The sequence below is a fragment of the Xylophilus sp. genome, assembly GCA_009914555.1.
In the GTDB taxonomy this organism is placed as follows: Bacteria; Pseudomonadota; Gammaproteobacteria; order Burkholderiales; family Burkholderiaceae_C; genus WNDY01.
Genome location: WNDY01000041.1, coordinates 1 through 17802, shown reverse-complemented (window position 1 = coordinate 17802; position 17802 = coordinate 1). Strand labels below are relative to the sequence as shown.

Below are 17802 nucleotides of genomic sequence, written 5' to 3'. Positions count from 1 at the left end.
TAGGCCGGGGGGTATCTCCGCTGCCGTCAGTTTTCGAGGGCGGCCAGGGCGCGGGCGGTGATGTCCTCGACCGCGCCGACGCCGCTGATCCTGCGGTAGCGCGGGGCGGCGGCCGCATCCTGCTGCGCCCAGGCGGAGTAGTAGTCCACCAGCGGGCGGGTCTGTGCGCTGTAGACCTCCAGGCGCTTGCGCACGGTCTCTTCCTTGTCGTCCTCGCGCTGGATCAGCGCTTCGCCGGTCACGTCGTCCTTGCCTTCCACCTTGGGCGGGTTGAACCGGACGTGGTAGGTGCGGCCCGAAGCGGGGTGCGAGCGGCGGCCGCTCATGCGCTCGATGATGGCGTCGAACGGCACGTCGATCTCGAGCACGTAGTCGAGCTTGATGCCGGCGCTCTTGAGCGCATCGGCCTGCGGAATGGTGCGCGGGAATCCGTCGAACAGGAAGCCGTTGGCGGCGTCCGGCTGGGCGATGCGTTCCTTCACGAGGTCGATGATCAGGTCGTCGCTGACGAGGCCGCCCGCGTCCATGACCGACTTGGCCTGCAGGCCCAGCGGCGTGCCGGCCTTGACGGCGGCGCGCAGCATGTCGCCGGTGGAGATCTGGGGGATGCCGTACTTCTGGGTGATGAAGGCCGCTTGCGTGCCTTTGCCCGCGCCAGGCGGTCCCAGCAGGATCAGTCTCATGGTTTTCCTCGGATGGTTTGGAGTGCTGTCGGGCAGCGCTGGCCGCGGCGGGGGCCGCAGGGCCCCGGGGTGCGCTGTTCTTGTCGCGGGCGAGGATAGCATGCGCCTCCTTCGAGGCAGCTTACGTGCCGGCCCGCAGGAACCCGCCCGCCGGCAGGTCCCGCCGCATCGGTTCAGGCGGCCAGCAGCGCGCGCACGCGCTGCAGGTCCTCGGGCGTGTCGACCCCCGCGCCGGGCGCGGCGGCCGCCAGGTGGACGGCGATGCGGTGCCCGTGCCAGAGCGCGCGCAGCTGCTCCAGCGCCTCGATCACCTCGGTGGGCGCCTGCGGCAGCGTGGGAAAGCGGCGCAGGAAGCCCGCGCGGTAGCTGTAGATGCCGACGTGGCGCAGCGGCGCATGGGAAGCGAGCGCGGCGTTGTCCCGCCACCAGGCGGCGCCTGCGGCATGGTCGCGCGCATGCGGGATCGGCGCGCGGCTGAAATACTGGGCCAGGCCGCGCGCGTCGCGCACGACCTTGACGACGTTCGGATTGGCGAAGTCGGCTGCATCGGCGATCGCGTGCGCCGCCGTGCCCATGCTGGCGGTCGGCGTGTCGTGCAGCAGGCGGGCCACGGCGGCGACCAGGGTCGGATCGATCAGCGGCTCGTCGCCCTGGACGTTGACGACGATGGCGTCGTCGGCCAGCCCGAGCAGCGTCGCGGCCTCGGCCAGCCGGTCGCTGCCGGTGGCATGGTCGGCGCGCGTCGCCAGCGCCTCGACGCCGTGGGCCGCGCAGGCCTCAAGCACGCGCGCGTCGTCGGCGGCGACCACCGTGCGCGCCGCGCCGCTGGCGGCGGCGCGCCGGGCGACGTGGACGACCATCGGCAGGCCGGCGATGTCGGCCAGCGGCTTGCCCGGCAGGCGGCTGGAGGCCATGCGCGCCGGGATCAGGACGGTGAACGCAACCGTCATGGTTGAGGAGGGCGCGGGCGGGCGTCGATCTCGTCGTCGGTCAGCGTGCGGGCCTCGTTCTCGAGCAGCACGGGGATGCCGTCGCGCACCGGGTAGGCCAGGCGGGCGCTGTAGGACACCAGTTCCTGGGCGGCGCGGTCGTAGGTCAGCGGTCCCTTGGTGACGGGACAGACCAGCAGTTCGAGGAGTTTGCTATCCATGGTCGGTGGGATGCGGTGGCGATGCGGCCCCCGATGATAGTGGGACGAGCGCCGCATCCAGCGCGGCGAGGAAGGCCGGCTCCGGCGTACATTCCAGCGGGACGGCCAGCGCCTGCGGATGGGTGGCCCAAAGCTTGACCGCGTCTTTCTCGGTGCACAGCAGCGGGAGGGCGCCGCCGGCCGGCGGCTGCCAGCCGGTGAAATCGGCGTGGTCGGCCAGGCCGAGGGTATAGGCTGGCTGCACACCAGCTGAGCGCAGCATGGAGAAGAACCCTTCGGGGTATGCGATGCCGGCCACGGCCTGCACCGGCTGGCCGCGCAGGTCGGCCAGCGCCACCCGGCTGCCGTCGGCCCGCACCGCGTGGCGGGCCAGAGCGCGCGGTGCGCGCCAACCGGCGAAGGCGGGATGGACGCCGGTGTGCAGCAGCAGCTGCGGCACGCCCGCCGCGGGCCGGCGCGGCCAGGGTTCGCGCAGGGGCCCCGTTGGCAGCAGCCAGCCGTTGCCGGCGCCGCGGTCGTCGAACACGACGACTTCCACGTCGCGCGCCAGCGCCAGGTGCTGCAGGCCGTCGTCGCAGACGATGATGTCGACCTCCGGGTGGGCCGCCAGGAGGGCCTCGGCCGCCTCGGCCCGGCGGCGGGCGACAACCAGCGGCGCGCCGGTCGCGCGGTGGATCAGCAGCGGCTCGTCGCCCACCTCCAGCGCGGCGCTGTCGGCCTGCACTGCGCGGCAGCCGCCGGTGCGCCGCCCGTAGCCGCGCGAAACCACGCCGGGCCGCCGCCCCTGGGCTTGCAGGTGTCGCACCAGCGCGATCGCCACCGGCGTCTTGCCGGCCCCGCCGGCCACCACGTTGCCGACCACGACGACCGGCACCGGCATGCGCCGCGCACGGCGCCAGCCGCGGCGGTAGGCGCTGCGGCGCAGGAAGGCGAGGGCGCCGTAGAGCAGCGACAGCGGCCAGAGCGCGCAGGCCAGCGGGCCGCGGCCCAGCCAGGCGCGCTGCAGCCGGCTGGCCAGCGGCGCGCCGTCGGCGGCGGCCGGCGGCCTGCTCATCTGCCGGGGCTGTGCTGGGTGGCGAAGGTGATCTGCATGAGGCCCACGCGGCGCGCGGCCTCCATCACGCTCACCACCGACTGGTGGGCCGCCTGCGCATCGGCGCTGATGATGACCACGTTGTCGCGCTGCGGGTCGGCGGCGGCGGCCAGCGCCTGCACCAGCGCCTCGACGCCCTGGCCGGCCACAGCGGACCGGGCCACGGCGTAGCGGCCGTCGGCCGCCACCGAGACGATGATCTCGCGCGGATGGTCGCGCAGCTGCTCGGCATCGGCCACCGGCAGCCGGAGCTGGAGTTCGGTGAACTTGCTGTAAGTGGTCGACAGCATCAGGAAGATGAGCACGACCAGCAGCACGTCGATGAACGGGATCAGGTTGATCTCGGGCTCGTCGCTGCGCGAACGGGGGCGGAAGTTCATGGCAACCTCCGCCGGGCCGCCCCAAGGAGGTTGGGGCCGCCTTGGGGGGCAGCGAGCCACACGCAGCGGGGGAGCGTGGGGGCCTTGTTCATGGCCTGCGCAGCGATTTCAGATGGCGCAGGAAGCGCTCGCCGGCCAGCTCCAGCGTCAGCAGGTAGGCATCGACGCGGCCGCGGAAGTAGCGCCAGAAGATCAGCGTCGGGATCGCGACGATCAGGCCGAAGGCCGTGTTGTAGAGCGCCGTCGAGATGCCCTGCGCCAGCTGGGCCGGGTTGCCGGCGCCGGCCGCGCCTCCGCCGGCCTGCGAGCCGAAGATCTCGATCATGCCGATGACCGTGCCCAGCAGGCCGAGCAGCGGCGCGGCCGAGGCGATGGTGGCCAGCGCGCTCAGGTAGCGCTCCAGCCGGTGGGCCACCACGCGGCCGGCGCCTTCGAGCGTGGCATGCAGGTCGTCGTCGCTGGTGCGCGGGTTGGCGTTGAGCGCCCGCAGACCGCTGGCCAGCACCTCGCCCAGGGCCGAGTTCTGTTCCAGCTGCCGGACCACATCGGGCGAAGGCACCGCATGGGCCGAGACGGAGATGGCCTCGTCGAGCAGTCTGGGGGGGGGCCACGCGGGCGGTCTTGAGGGCCAGGAAGCGCTCGATGACGAGCGCCAGCGCGAGGATGGAGCAGGCTACCAATGGCCAGATCGGCCAGCCTGCGGCTTGTATGATCGACAGCAAAAGTGCTCTCCGCGCGGTGAAAAATCCGCCCGCGATTATGGCGTAGCCCGCCAGACTCCCGCCCGGCCCGGCTGCCGCCTGTCCCCCTTCCAGCTGCCCACAGAATCTGTGGATAACTTTGTGGGAAACCTTGGGGATGCGGCCCGCCAGACGGCGCCGGATCGTCGCGGTGACACTTTGATGAAAAATTAGGCGCAAAAAAATCCAATGAAATCAACGGCTTGCACGGGCGCGTCGACGTCTGCGCGGGGGCTTGACAAATCATTCACACATGCTCTGGCCCGCCCGCAGCTGTGGAGTAGTGCAGGTAGCCGCCGCCTTTGGGCCACGGCCTGCTGCCGGAAGGCAGCATGAGCTTCTCCACCGATGACGGCGCCGCCGCGCCGCGGGTGTGGCCGGTGGGTGCGCTCTGCCGCGCTGCGGCCGACGCACTCGATGCCCGCTTCAATCCGGTCGCGGTGCGCGGCGAGGTCACTGGCTTCTCGCGTGCGGCCAGCGGCCATTGCTATTTCTCGCTCAAGGACGCCGTCGGCCAGCTGCGCTGCGCGATGTTCCGCCGGGCCGCGGGCCTGCTGGACTTCCCGCCGCGCGACGGCGAGCTGGTCGAGGTGCGCGGCCGCCTGGGCGTCTACGAGGCGCGCGGCGATCTGCAGCTGGTGGTGGAGAGTATGACGCGCGCCGGGCAGGGCGCGCTGTTCGAGCAGTTTCTGCGGCTGAAGGCCCGGCTGGAGGCCGAAGGCCTGTTCGACGCAGTGCACAAGCGGGCCCTGCCGGTGCTGCCGCGCGGCATCGGCGTGGTCACCTCGCCGCAGGCCGCCGCACTGCACGACGTGGCCACCGCCCTCGCGCGCCGCGTGCCGCACATCCCGGTGGTGATCGCGCCGGCGTCGGTGCAGGGCGCGGGCGCGCCGGCCGAGCTGGTGCGGGCGCTGGGCGCGCTCGGCGCCGTTGCTGCCGGGCGGGGCCCGGCCGGCGCGCCGCCGATCGACCTGGTGCTGCTGGTGCGCGGCGGCGGCAGCATCGAGGACCTGTGGGCCTTCAACGACGAGCAGGTCGCGCGCGCGATCCGCACCTGCCCGGTGCCGGTCGTCGCCGGCGTGGGCCACGAGACCGATTTCACGATCGCCGACTTCGCCGCCGACCTGCGCGCACCCACGCCCACCGCCGCGGCCGAACTCGCGGCGCAGCCGCGCGGCGTGTGGCTGGGCGCGCTCGACCAGCTGGGCGACCAACTGCAAGGCGCCGTCCGCGAAGTGCTCGACCGCCAGGCCCAGCGGCTCGACCTGGCCGCCTCGCGGCTGGGCCGGCCATCGGCCCGCGCGGCCCAGCAGCAGCTGCGGCTCGCGCGCGCGGCGCAGCGGCTGCGCCATGCGGTGCACCTGCGCATGGAGCGGCTGCGCCAGCCGGGCGCGGAGGCAGCGCGGGCCTTGCCGCGCGCCATGCAGCAGCGCAGCGACCGCGCGGGCGACCGGCTGTCCCGCGTCGAGCTGCGGCTGCGGCTGCTGGACCCGAAGCTGGTGCTGGAGCGCGGCTATGCCTGGCTGGCCGACGAGCACGGCGTGCCGGTCACGCGCGCGGCGCAGACCCATGCCGGCCAGGCGCTGCGCGCGACGCTGGCCGACGGCGTGGTCGATGTGCGGGTGTCGCCGGACAATGGCCGATAAGTCCCTAGAATGGCCGGGCCCCTTTTCGTCAATGACAAACCACAAGGAACCACGATGACCGAACGTACCCTGCCTCCGCTGCCCTTCGCGATCGACGCCCTGGCGCCGCACTATTCGCAGGAAACGCTGGAGTACCACTACGGCAAGCACCACAAGGCCTACGTGGACAACCTCAACAACCTCCAGAAGGGCACCGAATTCGAGAACCTGCCTCTGGAAGAGGTGGTCAAGAAGTCCTCTGGCGGCATCTACAACAACGCGGCCCAGATCTGGAACCACATCTTCTTCTGGAACAGCCTCACGCCCAACGGCGGCGGCGAGCCGGCCGGCGCCCTGGCCGATGCGATCCAGGCCAAGTGGGGCAGCTTCGCCGCCTTCAAGGAAGCCTTCACCAAGAGCGCCGTGGGCAACTTCGGCTCCGGCTGGACCTGGCTGGTCAAGAAGGCCGACGGCTCGGTCGACATCGTCAACACCGGCGCCGCCGGCACACCGCTGACCACCGCCGACAGGGCCCTGCTGACCGTCGACGTCTGGGAGCACGCCTACTACATCGACTACCGCAACGCTCGTCCGAAGTTCGTCGAGACCTTCCTCGACAGGCTCGCGAACTGGAAGTTCGCCGAGGCGAACTTCGCCGCCTGATCGCGGACGTGCCGCGGGCCGGCCGGGGCCTCGGGTCCCGGCCGGCTTTTTTTTCCGCATCTTCCTGTGGGAGGTTCGGGGGCTTGACAGATGGCGTAAGTTCGAAGGATGGCAAAACCTGTCGCTGTCCCGACCGCAGGGAACCCGTCCCGGCACGCCCGTTCCGTGCAAACCGCCTGGCTCGGCAACCAGTTCGCGGTCCAGTTCTTCGTGCTGGCCGTTCCCACGATACTGAAATCGCACCATGCACCGACCGGCACGCTGGCCCTGTTCGCATCGCTGTCCCTGCTGTGGTGTCTGCGCGGCATTGTCGTGCCCGCGGTGCTGGCTGCCTTGCCGCGGCAGGCGGACGCGGCGTTGCTCCTGCGGCTCGTGCTGCTTTCACGGCTCCTGATCGTTCTGACGTTCTGCGTCCTGGCCGTCCTGGCATCGGGAACGGCGGATACCGCGGGACTGAAGAACACGCTCTTCGCGTCCGGCGTGGTCGTCTGCACCGTTTCCGGCCTGGAAAGAGGATTTCTCGAAGCTGCCTCGGTCCTGGCGGCAGACGTCCGTCAGAAAACGAGCGCGCTGCACATCGCGCTGTCGGGCTCGACGGGCATCGTGCTGGCTTGGATCTTCTGCAACGGCATCGTGCTGCCGGTCGAGGACCATTTCGGGATGGCCAGGGCAGCCGCGGTTTCCGCGCTGGCGATCGGGGGCTTCTCGGTGCCTGTGCTGTCGGCTGCGCTGCGAAAGCCTGCGTCCCGGCCTCGCGGCTGCGGCCGCGGGGCCGGGGCTTCGGGTGTGGGAGCAGACGGTAGCTCTCACGGTCACGCTGACCTTCGGCTGGCTGGGCATGGATCTCGCCTGGCGCATCGCGCAACCGCTTCTGATACGCCAGGGCATCACGCTGACCTCCACCGGCGCGGTAGGCGTCTGCACGAGCGTTGCGCTGCTGGCGCTCTCGGCCACCGCATGGTGGCGGGCCGGCAGTCTGGCAGGGCGCGGGATCGGTTTCAGGCGGGCCTGCGAACTGCTGGGCCTGCTCGCGGTCGCGGCGCTCGCCGTCTCGGGCTTCGGCGGCGGAGCCGCCTGCGCCGTGGCGGGGTACATCGCTCTGCAGTTCGCGTATTTCTGCTTCAATGTCTTCACGACGCATTGGCTCATCCATTGCGGCCAAGCGCTTGCATCGCCCGCCGTGGCGGTCTCGGCCGCGGCGGCCGCTTATTTTGCCGCCCACTTCGCCGTCGTTCCCATCCTTTATTTCTCATCGTTCGCACCGCATGCCTACGGCATGATCGCTGTGCTCGCGGGCGCCGCGCTGGCCCTCTGGAAAGCGGGAGTCCACAGGACGCGCGCCATGACCGCAAGCCCCGCATGACCAACTATCCCGTGGAGAAAAGCCGTGGAACATCGACAAGACCGTAAGCTCGCAACGATCACCCTGGGCGGCGGCTGCTTCTGGTGCCTGGAGGCGGTGTTCGACCGTGTGATCGGCGTGACCGACGTGCAGAGCGGCTACAGCAACGGCCATGTCGAGCAGCCGAGCTACGAACAGGTCTGCAGCGGCGCCACCGGCCATGTCGAGGTGGTGCGGCTGCGGTTCGACCCGGATGCGATCAGCCTCGAAGAGATCCTGGAGATCTTCTTCGCCATCCACGATCCGACCACGCTCAACCGCCAGGGCAACGACGTCGGCACCCAGTACCGCAGCGGCATCTACTACGAGACGCCCGAACAGCAGGCCGTGGCCGAGAACCTGATCCGCCGCCTGCGCCAGCAGAGTGCGTTCGGCGGCCGGGAGATCGTCACCGAGGTACGGCCGCTGGTCAACTACTGGCCGGCCGAGGACTACCACCAGGACTATTTCCTGAACCATCCGAACCAGGGCTACTGCGCCTTCGTCGTCGCACCCAAGGTCGACAAGCTGCGTCAGACCTTCGCCAGGTACTACCGCGTCGAGAATTGATCCCCTCGGGTGTATGGGCTGGAGGTGGGCGGATCATGGGTGGCTCCAGTGATTTAGGTGAGGGGTATATGCATCCCGTTGGACGCGGAACGGCGATAATCGCGGGCTGTCTGCCATGATCCGCACTGCTGCGCCGCTTTCCCCCGTGTCCCGCCCGTCCGCCGCCATGCGCCCGCGCGGCCGGGACGCGGCCTGGCGCAGCGCGCTGGGGGCCTTCCTCGTCTGGGCGGTGGTGCTGGCGCCTACGCTGGGCTTCATGCACCGGGTAGTGCACCTGCCGCGGGCGCAGGGACGGCTGCCGGCCACAGCCGAAGTCCATCCGGCGCACGGCGGCAGCACGCTCGTCTCCGCGCTCTTTGCCGAGCATGACGACGGGGATTGCCGGCTCTACGACCAGCACTGCCACGGCGGCACGCCGCTGGCCGTGCATCTGGCGGACCTGACGGCTGCGCAGGGCGACGCCCCGGGGCTTGCCCCGCACGCCGCGCCGCCGCCACGCGCTCCGGCGCACTTCGAGGCCCGCGCACCCCCGGCGCGCGGCTGACGTCCCTTCCTCGTCGCCGGCGGCCTCGCGGCCGCCGGCCGGGCGTCCTCGCGTCGTGTCCGCAGCGGCCGTGTCTCTTCATGGTCGGCCGCCCGCGACCGTGCCGTGGCGCTCGCCCCGAACTCATCCGGCCCCTTCCTCCCATGCACATCCCTTTCCGACGCAGCGCCATCGGCGTTGCCCTCCTGTCGCTCGGCAGCATCGCGTTCGCCCAGTCCGCGCCCGATGCCGATGCCTCCACCACGCCTACGCGCGTGCTGCCGGAGATCACCGTCACCGGCAATCCGCTCGGCAGCAGCGAACTGGTGGCGCCGGCCGCGCAGCTGTCCGGCGCCGACCTGGCCATTCGTGCCAAGCCCACGCTCGGAGAAACGCTCGACGGCCTGCCCGGCGTCTCCAGCAGCTACTTCGGTCCCAACGCGAGCCGGCCGCTGATCCGCGGGCTCGACGGCGACCGCATCCGCATCCTGAGCAACGGCGGCGCCACCATCGACGCCTCCGCGCTCAGCTACGACCATGCCGTGCCGGCCGATGCCCTGGTGGCCGACCGCATCGAGGTGCTGCGCGGCCCGGCCGCGCTGTTCTACGGCGGCAGCGCCGTGGGCGGCGTGGTCAACGTGATCGACAACCGCATCCCGCGCGAGAAGCTCGACGGCGTGAGCGGCCGGGCCGACCTCGGCTTTGCCACCGGCAACAAGGAGCGCGGCGGCGCCGCGATGGTCGAGGCCGGCAACGACCGCTATGCCATTCACGTCGATGCCTTCGACCGCCGCACCAGCGACGTGCGCGTGCCGGTTGCGCTCGAATGCGAGCGGCCCGGCTCGCCGAGCCTGGCGCACCGCATCTGCAACTCGGCCAGCGAGACCAAGGGCGGCTCGGTCGGCGGCACGGTGTTCCTGGACCGCGGCTACATCGGCGTCTCGGCCACGACGTTCCGCAGCGACTACGGCACCGTGGCCGAGGACGACGTGACCATCGGCATGCGCTCCGACCGCTATGCGCTGGAGGGTGAATACCGCTTCGGCAACGCGCTGATCGAAAGCGTGAAGGCCCGCTTCAGCCATACCGACTACCGCCACACCGAGTTCGAAGGCGGCGAGGCCGGCACCACCTTCCGCAACCGCGGCAACGACCTGCGCGTCGAGGCCCGCCACACGCCCATCGGCCGCCTCAACGGCGTGATCGGCCTGCAGGTCGAGAACACCCATTTCTCGGCCGAGGGCGAAGAGGCGTTCGCGCCGCGCAGCCGCACCGCATCGACCGCGCTCTTTGTGTACGAGGAACTGGCGCAGGACTGGGGCAAGTTCACCTTCGGCGGCCGTGCCGAGCAGGTCGAGGTGCGCTCCTTCGGCAGCGCCGACATCGAACGCTTCGCCGTCGGCACCCGCAAGTTCCACCCCGGCAGCGCCGCCGTGGGCGCGCTGGTCAACGTGGCGCCGCAGTGGCAGCTCACCGGCAACCTCGCCTACACCCAGCGCGCACCGAAGGACTACGAACTGTTCGCCAACGGCCCGCACATCGCCACCGCGGCCTGGGAGACCGGCGATCCCGCCCTCGGGCTGGAGAAGTCCACCGGGCTCGACCTCGGCGCGGCCTGGAAGGACGGGCCGCATCGCTTCGCGGTCAATGCCTACGTCAACAACTTCTCCAACTACATCGGCCTCACGCCCACCGGCGACGTGCTGAGCGAGGAGGGCGAGCGCAACCCGACGGACGGCGACGAGACGCTGCCCGAGTACCGCTACCAAGGCGTGCGCGCCCGCTTCTACGGCCTGGAGGCCAGCGGCAACGTGCGCCTGTGGGGGGCGGCCGGCCTGGCCGGGGCGCCGGCGGCGGTGGGCAATTCGACGCTGGACCTGCGCCTGCGCGGCGACCTGGTGCGCGCGCAGAACCGCGACACCGGCGAGCCGCTGCCGCGCATCGCGCCGGCGCGCGTGGGCGCCACGCTGGCCTGGGCCAACGGACCGCTGAGCGTCTCGGGCGGCTTCGACGCCATCGCCGCGCAGCACCGCGTGCCCAGCGACGGCACCCGCGCCACCAGCGGCTACACGCTGTGGAACGCGGCCGTCGGCTGGCGCACCCAGGCGCAGTTCGGCGCCTCGCGCGCCAGCCTGCTCTGGTATGCGCGGCTGGACAACATCAGCGACAAGCTGGCCTACAGCGCCACGTCGATCCTGACGACGACGGCGTTTCCGAAGGCGCCGCTGCCGGGGCGGAGTTTGAAGGTGGGCCTGCAGGCCACGTTCTAAACAGGGTGCGGCAGGTAAGCCGCGCATCGGGCGCAAAGGCGCAGGGCCGGCGTATAGTCGGGCGCCTGCGCCTGCCTCTTTCCGCCTGCACCGCGTTCTCGCGCGAGCTGCGCTTGCCATCGTGAACGCTGCCGTCTTCTCCTCGCTTTTCCCTGTCGTGTTCTTCATCTCGCTGGGCTATGCCAGCGTGCGGCTCGGGTGGGTGGGGAGGCAGTCGGTGCGCGACATCAGCAACATCGTCTTTCTCGTGCTGTCGCCGGCGCTGCTGTTTCGCACGATGAGCACGGTGCATCCGGAAGACTTGGACTTCGGCCCGGTGCTGGTCTATTTCATCGCCGCGCTGGCGATCTTCACCGTCGTGATCCTGGCGCACGGCTTCAACCGGGCCGGCGCGGTGATGGCGCTGGCCGGCACTTTCAGCAATACGGTGATGATCGGGGTGCCGCTGGTCGGCCTGGCCTTCGGCAAGGCGGGGCTGACCATGCTGTTCACGCTGGTGTCGGTCCATTCGCTGATCCTGCTGACGCTGGTCACCGTCGTGCTGGAGCTGGCCACGGCTCGCGAGGCCGCCAGACGCGGCGAGGCCCAGCGCGGCATCGCCGTCACCGTGCTCAAGGCGGTGCGCAACGGCATCCTGCATCCGGTGCCGCTGCCGATCGTGGCCGGCATGCTGTTCGCGCAGACCGGCTGGACTCTGCCACCGGTGCTGGACCAGTCGCTGCAGATGCTGGGCGTGGGCCTGGGGCCGATGGCGCTGCTGGTCGTGGGCATCACGCTGGCCTTCACGCCCATCGGCACGCATCTGCGCGGCGCCCTCGGGCTGTCGGCCATCAAGACGGTGCTGCATCCCCTCGCCGTGCTGGCCCTGGGCTGGGCCATGGGCCTGTCGGGCCTGCCGCTGGGCGTGATGGTGGTGACGGCCGCGCTGCCGATCGGCGCCAACGTGTTCCTGTTCTCGCAGCGCTACGCGGCGGCCGAGGAGGTCGTGACCGCGAGCGTGGCCGTCTCGACCATCGCGGGGCTGGTCACGGTGCCGCTGGCGCTGGCGATCGCCACGCGCGTCTAGGCCTCGGCGAGCGCTTCCGGCTCGGAGAGGGTGCGGCGTGCGCGGATGTCGGCCACGACGTCGGCGAGCGATACCTCTGCCAGCGCCTGCTCCAGTGCCGTGCGTGCGGCATCGAAGCGCGGCGCGAGCACTGCCTGGATGTTCCTGCCCACGAGGCAGCGCTGGTTGGGCTTGCCGCGGTGCAGCGCGAAGACCTCGGTGTCCTCCACGGCCCGGTAGACGTCGAGCAGGCGGATGTCCGCCGCCGGCCGCGCGAGCTGCATGCCGCCGCCGTTGCCGAGCTGCGACTGCGTGATGCCGGCCTTGGCCAGCAGCGAGAAGAGCTTGCGGATCACGGTCGGGTTGGTGTTCGCGCTGGAGGCGATGCGCTCCGACCGGGTCGGGCTGTCGCCGTTGACGACCAGCACGCTCAGGGCATGCAGCGCCACGGCGAATCGGGTACTGGTGGGCATGGTGGGTCGGCGCAGGCTCCGCCAGGCTCCGCGGGCGTGCGGGTGTGTGTATGTGCGTGACGATCATACGCTCCCTCTGTGCGGCCCGCGGGCGGGCGGCCTCAGCGCAGCAGGTCGCCGCGGCGGTATTCCGCCGTCAGGTCGTCGAGCCGCTGCAGCACCTCGGCCGGCACGGCGAGGTCGGCGGCGCGCAGGCTCGCATCGATCTGCTGCGGCCGGCTCGCGCCGACGATGACCGTGCTCACGCCGGGGCGCGACAGCAGCCAGGCCACCGACAGCGTCGCCAGGTCCAGCCCGGCTTCCCGCGCCACCGCCGTGAGCGCCTCGACCGTGGCGAACTGCCGCTCGCCCCAGTACCGCTCCAGGTAGCGCTTGGAGGTGGGGCCCCAGGTGAAGCGTGTGCCCTCGGCCGGCGGCGCATCGGCGCGGTGCTTGCCGGTGAGCAGGCCGCCGGCCAGCGGGTTGTAGGCCAGCAGGCCCAGCCCTTCCTCGCGCACGAGCGGCAGCAGCTCGCGCTCGTTCTCGCGGAACAGCAGGTTGTAGCGCGCCTGCACCGAGACCACGCGGCTCCAGCGGTTCGCCTCGCTGCGGCCGAGCGCACGCGCGAGCCGCCAGGCGAGGAAGTTGGAGACGCCCGCATAGGCCGCGCGCCCGCTGCGCACGATGGTGTCCAGGGCTTCGAGCGTTTCGTCGAGCGGCGTGTCGGGGTCGTCCCAGTGCAGCTGGTAGAGATCGACATCGTCCACGCCCAGGCGGCGCAGCGAAGCGTCCACGGCCGCGAGCAGGTGCTTGCGCGAATTGCCGCGGTCCCAGGCGGCGGGGCCGACCTGCGCCGCGCCCTTGGTGGCGATCAGGAAGCGGTGGCGCCGGCCCTGGAGCCAGCGGCCGAGGATCTCCTCGGTGCGGCCGGCGAGCGGCAGCCCGCCGCTGTAGGGGTAGATGTCGGCCGTGTCGATGAGCGTGACGCCGGCCTCGGCCGCGCGGTCGAGGATGGCGGCGGAATCTTTGTCCGACGTCTGGTAGCCGAAGGTCATCGTGCCCAGCGTGAGGCGCGAGACGGCCAGGCCGGCGGAGCCCAGGCGGGTGTACTGCATGGAGCGTGGCGCCTCGCTCACTTGTCGAGCGTGAAGCCCTGGCGCAGCGTAGCCGCGCGGGTCTCGGGGAAGTAGACCTTCGTGTAGCGCAGCGCGGCCTGCGACCAGGTCTTGCCCTCGGGCCGGCCGAGCGCGCGCCAGTAGTCCTCCAGCGTGCGGTCGTAGGCGCGGATGTCGTCTTGCAGCCCCTGCGCGCGGTAGTGCTCGTCGTGGCGGAACGAGGACAGCGGCAGCCGCGGCTTCTGCGGCGCCTGCTGCGCGATGGGCCCGAGCGCCACGCCGGCGATCGGGAAGGTCAGGCGCGGCAGCTCCAGCAGGTCGATCAGCGCCTGCGGGTCCTTGCGGATGCCGCCGATCGGCACGGCGCCGAGCCCGAGCGAGCGGGCCGCGACGATGAGGCTGGCCACGGCGATGCCGGCGTCGACCGCACCGACCGCGAAGCCCTCGACGCTCTCGTGGATCACCTGGCTGCCGCCGGCCAGCTGCACGCCGAGCGCGGTCTTGTGGAAGTCGATGACGACCGTGATGAACACCGGCGCCTTGGCGATCGCGGCCTGCCCGCCGGTGAGGGCCGAGATACGCTGGCGCCGCTCGGCGTCGCGCACCACGACCAGCGAGATCTGCTGGCCGTTGAAGAAGTTCGGCGCGCGGTGGGCCGCCTCGACGATGGCGTCGAGCTGCGCATCAGGGACGCCCTCGCCGGTGAAGGCGCGGTCGCTGCGGTGGTCGTGGAGGAGCTGCAGGGTGTCGTTCATGCCGATGGCTTTCGTTGAGGTGATGTTGATGCAGGGGTATGCTCCTGGAGCACTTGTTCCCAGCGCGTATGGAGATTGATCTCCCCCCAGTTTTCCCCGGGCGCGAGGAAGGTGACGAGCGTGCGGATGCGCCCGTAGTCGGTGTCGCCCGCGAGCCCGGGCGGCACGGCGCCGGTGGCGCGCAGCGCCCGGGCCGCCGCCAGCAGCCGCTCGCGGATGCGCACGATGCCCGCGTCCACGGCCGTGGGATGCTCGTAGCTGCGGTCGGCGATCGGGCCCATCGATTCGGCGACCACCACGTCCTCCTGGATGACCGACTTGCCCACGAGCCCGTTGGCATGGCCACGGCGCATCGCCTCGCGGTCCTGGCCCCAGGCAGTCTCGGGCGTGCCGATGTCGCCGCGGAAGTCGTGCGGGTCGGCCACGCGGCCGCCGAACGCCTCGGCCGGGTCGATCGGACGCGGGCGCCGTTCGCCCGAGAGGAAGAACAGCCGCGTGTGCGTGTCGTCGATCGGCACCGCCGTCACGAGGGTGGCGGGCCGGCCGGGCTCGGAGGGCAGCAGCACGTGGTGCGGCGCGACGAAGGCCTTGATGTTGGCGCTGCGCGTGCCGTCGGGCAGCGTGCGCACGGCGGCCTCGCGCAGGCCCCAGGGCGCGTCGATGAACTCGGTGCGCGCGCGCGTGCGCAGCCGGGCCTCGCGCAGCGGCGTCATCCGCGCGTCGGGGCCGAACAGCGTGTCGCGGTGCAACTGCTCGACGTGCGAGGAATCGTGGAAGGCCTCCATGATCTGCACCCAGTTGCAGTGCACCGGGCCCGAGCGGAGGTAGCGCCGTTCCTGCGGCAGCGCGAGCAGGTCGAAGGCCGGGAACGGCGCCGGCACGGGCCGGCCGCCGGGGTAGACCCAGACCAGCCCGCCTTCTTCGCGCACCGGATGGCGGCGCAGCTTCACGCAGCGGGCCTGCGCCTCGGCGTCGTGGTCCTGCTCGGTGGGCAGGTGCACCACGCGGCCCTCCACGTCGAACTTCCAGGCGTGGTAGATGCAGCGCAGGCCGTTGTCCTCGTTGCGCGCGAGCACGAGCGAGGCGCCGCGGTGCGGGCATTTCTCGTGGAAGAAGCCCACGCGGCCGTCGCTGGCCCGGAAGGCGACGAAGTCCTCCCCGAGCAGGCGCACCTGGATGGGTGCACCGTCGGCGGCGAGCTGGTCGCTGTGCAGCACCGGATGCCAGTACTGCCGCAGCAGCTCGCCCATCACCGTGCCGGGGCCGACCCGGCACAGGTCCTCGTTGTCATCCTGCGTCATCGCCATGCGCGGCCGGCTCAGAAGTAGCGGCGCAGGCCCAGCACCACGGTGCGCGGCGCGTTCCACGCGGTCGCATCCACGCCGGTGGCGGTGGAGACCGTGCGCTGCACGGCGTAGTCCTTGTCGAGCAGGTTGTTGACTCGCAGCGACCACAGCCACAGCCCGTCGGCCGTGGTGTAGCCCGCGTACAGGTTCACGTAGGTCTGGTCCGGCGTCTTGGTGGCGGCGGTGTTGGCGACGTCGGTGTAGTAGGCCCGGATGTACTGCACCGTGGCGTTGAGGTTCAGCGTGCCGCCGCCGATGCCCTGGCGCCAGTCGAGGCTGGTGAACAGCGTGCCCGGCGCGACGTTGGGCAGCCGGTTGCCGGCGTAGTTGGTCGACGCCTCGCCCGTGGGGTTGAGGAAGTCCACGAACTTCGTCTTCAGGAACTCGCCCGAGAAGCGCCAGTCCAGATTCGGCGTCAGCCGGGCCGTCAGGTCGTAGTCGAGGCCGTAGAGCCGGGCGCGGCCGGCATTGACGGCCACGGTGGTGTTGACCGTCACGCCGTCGATGACCACGTGGCGCACCGAGGAGATGTAGTTGTCGTAGTCGTTGTAGAACAGCGAGACCTCGCCCTGCAGACGGCCGTCGAGCGCCGTGGCCTTGGTGCCGACCTCGTAGCTCGTGACCTTCTCGGGCGTCGTGGGGTACTGGGCCGAGCGCTGCACGCCGGTGGCGTCGGCGAAGCCGCCGAAGCGCTCGCCGCGGGCGACGTTGCCGTAGACCAGCACCGAGGGCGTGAGGTGGTGGTCCACGCCGATCTTGGGGATGAAGCCGTCGCTCTTCGTGCTGAGCCCGTCGAACGCGTAGACCAGCGCGCTGCGGGCGCCGCCGTCATTGACCGTCCAGTAGGCGCTGGAGGCCTCCTGCCGGGTCTTGTAGAGCCGGCCGCCCAGGGTCAGGCCGGTGTCGTCGCGCAGGGCGTAGCGGCCCTGGGCGTAGAGGCCTACGTCGGTCGTCTCGCGCTCGCTCAGACCCTCGTTGCGCGAGACGACGCCGGTGCTCGTGCTGCGCGACCAGCTGGTGCGGTGGTAGTCGTAGGTCACCTGCGAGAGCAGCAGCCCGGCGGTCCATTCGAGCCGCGCCTGGCGCCCCTGGAGCTGGAACTCCTGCACGGCGGACTTCTGGCTCGGGTTCTGCACCCCGCCCGAGGTCAGCTGCACCAGCCCGCCTTGCTCCATCGTGTTGGGATGGTCGTGCCAGCGGCGGTACGAGGTGATGGACTTGAAGCTGAGGCCGTCGTCGAGCGCTTTCTCGACCTTCAGCGAGAGGCCGCCGCTGTGGCGCTTGAAGTCGTCGAGGTCGATCGGCGTGTAGGTGGTGCGCGGCGCGGCCGAGGTGGGGAAGTTCACGCGGTTGTTGTCGGACTGGTCGATCAGGCCGTCCACCGCCAGCACGGCGTTCCAGCCGCCGCCGGGAGTCAGGCGCAGCTTGCCGCGGAACTGGGTCGTGTCCGTGTCGCTGACCTTCTTGTTGAGCGTGGCGTTGTAGCCGTAGCCGTCGTTGACGCGGCGCGACAGCGCGAAGCTGCCATACAGCAGGTCGGGCTTGAGCGTGCCGGCCACGTAGGTTTTGAATTCCCGCGCGCCGTAGTTGCCGACGCCGAGGCTGGCCCAGCTCTCCTGGCTGATCTTGCCCCTGATTTACGGACACCTATCTAAGCGACATTGGCCAGCTCGTACTGCTCTGGGCTGAGGTAGCCCAGGGTCGAGTGCAGCCGGATCCGATTGTAGTCAACCTCAATGTAGTCAAACACATGAGCCTTGGCCTGCTCCCGTGTGGCGAGGTGTTCACCATGGATGGCCTCGACCTTCAGACTGTGGTTCCAACTCTCCATTGCTGCGTTGTCGTAGCAGTTGCCTCTGGCACTCATGCTGGCGATCAAAGCGTATTGCTCCAACAGGGCGCGGTGCTCGCGCGAGCAGTATTGGCTACCACGGTCAGTATGCACGATCACTCCCCGAGGCCGATTGCGAGCAAACAGCGCCATGCGCAGCGCGTCGCAAACCAGCGTAGC

At 70.9% G+C, this 17802-nt stretch carries 19 protein-coding genes and 1 pseudogene; 7 read left to right on the top strand and 13 right to left on the bottom strand.

What is annotated here, in order from left to right; genetic code table 11:
* Positions 1-26: 26 nt before the first annotated feature.
* From adk to GAK38_RS16660, 6 genes and pseudogenes are all read right to left on the bottom strand, one after another.
* A complete protein-coding gene (gene adk, locus GAK38_RS16685) occupies positions 27-683 on the bottom strand; it encodes an adenylate kinase (RefSeq protein ID WP_325346023.1) in 657 nt (218 codons plus the stop codon).
* 173 nt (positions 684-856) lie between these two features.
* A complete protein-coding gene (kdsB, locus tag GAK38_RS16680; RefSeq protein ID WP_325346020.1) occupies positions 857-1633 on the bottom strand; it encodes a 3-deoxy-manno-octulosonate cytidylyltransferase in 777 nt (258 codons plus the stop codon).
* On the bottom strand, positions 1630-1833 hold the full coding sequence (locus GAK38_RS16675; protein ID WP_325346018.1) for a Trm112 family protein: 204 nt from the start codon (positions 1831-1833) through the stop codon (positions 1630-1632). Before GAK38_RS16675 ends, kdsB begins: the two co-directional genes overlap by 4 nt.
* Entirely contained in the window at positions 1826-2887 is a 1062-nt protein-coding gene (gene lpxK, locus GAK38_RS16670) for a tetraacyldisaccharide 4'-kinase (protein ID WP_325346016.1), read from the bottom strand. Before lpxK ends, GAK38_RS16675 begins: the two co-directional genes overlap by 8 nt.
* On the bottom strand, positions 2884-3306 hold the full coding sequence (locus tag GAK38_RS16665; protein WP_325346014.1) for an ExbD/TolR family protein: 423 nt from the start codon (positions 3304-3306) through the stop codon (positions 2884-2886). Before GAK38_RS16665 ends, lpxK begins: the two co-directional genes overlap by 4 nt.
* An 88-nt stretch (positions 3307-3394) precedes the next feature.
* Positions 3395-4028: pseudogene (locus tag GAK38_RS16660) on the bottom strand (MotA/TolQ/ExbB proton channel family protein).
* Positions 4029-4378: 350 nt separating this feature from the next.
* Here GAK38_RS16660 and xseA point away from each other — a divergent pair.
* Together xseA and GAK38_RS16650 are read left to right on the top strand one after the other, a co-directional pair.
* On the top strand, positions 4379-5692 hold the full coding sequence (gene xseA, locus GAK38_RS16655; protein WP_325346012.1) for an exodeoxyribonuclease VII large subunit: 1314 nt from the start codon (positions 4379-4381) through the stop codon (positions 5690-5692).
* Between the two features lie 54 nt (positions 5693-5746).
* Positions 5747-6334: a superoxide dismutase gene (locus tag GAK38_RS16650; RefSeq protein ID WP_325346010.1), complete on the top strand. Its 588-nt coding sequence runs from the start codon at positions 5747-5749 to the stop codon at positions 6332-6334.
* 381 nt (positions 6335-6715) lie between these two features.
* Here the strand turns inward: GAK38_RS16650 and GAK38_RS16645 are convergent, their stop codons facing one another.
* Positions 6716-6988, bottom strand: a complete 273-nt coding sequence (locus GAK38_RS16645; RefSeq protein ID WP_325346008.1) for a hypothetical protein — start codon at positions 6986-6988, stop codon at positions 6716-6718.
* A gap of 184 nt (positions 6989-7172) precedes the next feature.
* Between GAK38_RS16645 and GAK38_RS16640 the strand changes: the two genes are divergently transcribed.
* The 5 genes from GAK38_RS16640 (at position 7173) to GAK38_RS16620 (ending at position 12144) form a co-directional block, all read left to right on the top strand.
* Positions 7173-7697, top strand: a complete 525-nt coding sequence (locus GAK38_RS16640; RefSeq protein ID WP_325346006.1) for a hypothetical protein — start codon at positions 7173-7175, stop codon at positions 7695-7697.
* 24 nt (positions 7698-7721) lie between these two features.
* On the top strand, positions 7722-8285 hold the full coding sequence (msrA, locus tag GAK38_RS16635; protein WP_325346004.1) for a peptide-methionine (S)-S-oxide reductase MsrA: 564 nt from the start codon (positions 7722-7724) through the stop codon (positions 8283-8285).
* A gap of 145 nt (positions 8286-8430) precedes the next feature.
* Positions 8431-8829 carry a hypothetical protein gene (locus GAK38_RS16630; RefSeq protein WP_325346000.1) on the top strand — a complete coding sequence of 133 codons (399 nt, stop codon included), beginning with the start codon at positions 8431-8433 and terminating at the stop codon, positions 8827-8829.
* Positions 8830-8972: 143 nt separating this feature from the next.
* Positions 8973-11078 carry a TonB-dependent receptor gene (locus GAK38_RS16625; RefSeq protein ID WP_325345998.1) on the top strand — a complete coding sequence of 702 codons (2106 nt, stop codon included), beginning with the start codon at positions 8973-8975 and terminating at the stop codon, positions 11076-11078.
* A gap of 121 nt (positions 11079-11199) precedes the next feature.
* The gene (locus GAK38_RS16620) at positions 11200-12144 is read left to right on the top strand and encodes an AEC family transporter (protein ID WP_325345996.1); all 945 of its coding nucleotides are present in this window, start codon (positions 11200-11202) and stop codon (positions 12142-12144) included.
* On the opposite strand, the gene GAK38_RS16615 is transcribed toward GAK38_RS16620, so the two are convergent.
* The 6 genes from GAK38_RS16615 to GAK38_RS16590 form a co-directional block, all read right to left on the bottom strand.
* Positions 12141-12596, bottom strand: a complete 456-nt coding sequence (locus GAK38_RS16615; RefSeq protein ID WP_325345994.1) for an Rrf2 family transcriptional regulator — start codon at positions 12594-12596, stop codon at positions 12141-12143. The two genes, GAK38_RS16620 and GAK38_RS16615, sit on opposite strands and share 4 nt — an antisense overlap.
* 101 nt (positions 12597-12697) lie before the next feature.
* Entirely contained in the window at positions 12698-13690 is a 993-nt protein-coding gene (locus GAK38_RS16610; RefSeq protein ID WP_325345992.1) for an aldo/keto reductase, read from the bottom strand.
* Positions 13691-13707: 17 nt separating this feature from the next.
* Positions 13708-14445 (bottom strand): NADPH-dependent oxidoreductase, encoded by a 738-nt coding sequence (locus GAK38_RS16605; RefSeq protein WP_325345990.1) that lies wholly within the window; start codon positions 14443-14445, stop codon positions 13708-13710.
* Positions 14442-15752 carry a Rieske 2Fe-2S domain-containing protein gene (locus GAK38_RS16600; RefSeq protein WP_325345988.1) on the bottom strand — a complete coding sequence of 437 codons (1311 nt, stop codon included), beginning with the start codon at positions 15750-15752 and terminating at the stop codon, positions 14442-14444. The genes GAK38_RS16605 and GAK38_RS16600 overlap by 4 nt, the downstream gene beginning before the upstream one ends.
* Before the next feature lie 11 nt (positions 15753-15763).
* Positions 15764-17350 (bottom strand): TonB-dependent receptor, encoded by a 1587-nt coding sequence (locus tag GAK38_RS16595; RefSeq protein ID WP_325345986.1) that lies wholly within the window; start codon positions 17348-17350, stop codon positions 15764-15766.
* A 92-nt stretch (positions 17351-17442) separates the two neighbouring features.
* The coding region (locus tag GAK38_RS16590; protein ID WP_291785121.1) for an IS3 family transposase at positions 17443-17802 on the bottom strand (360 nt) is incomplete at its 5' end.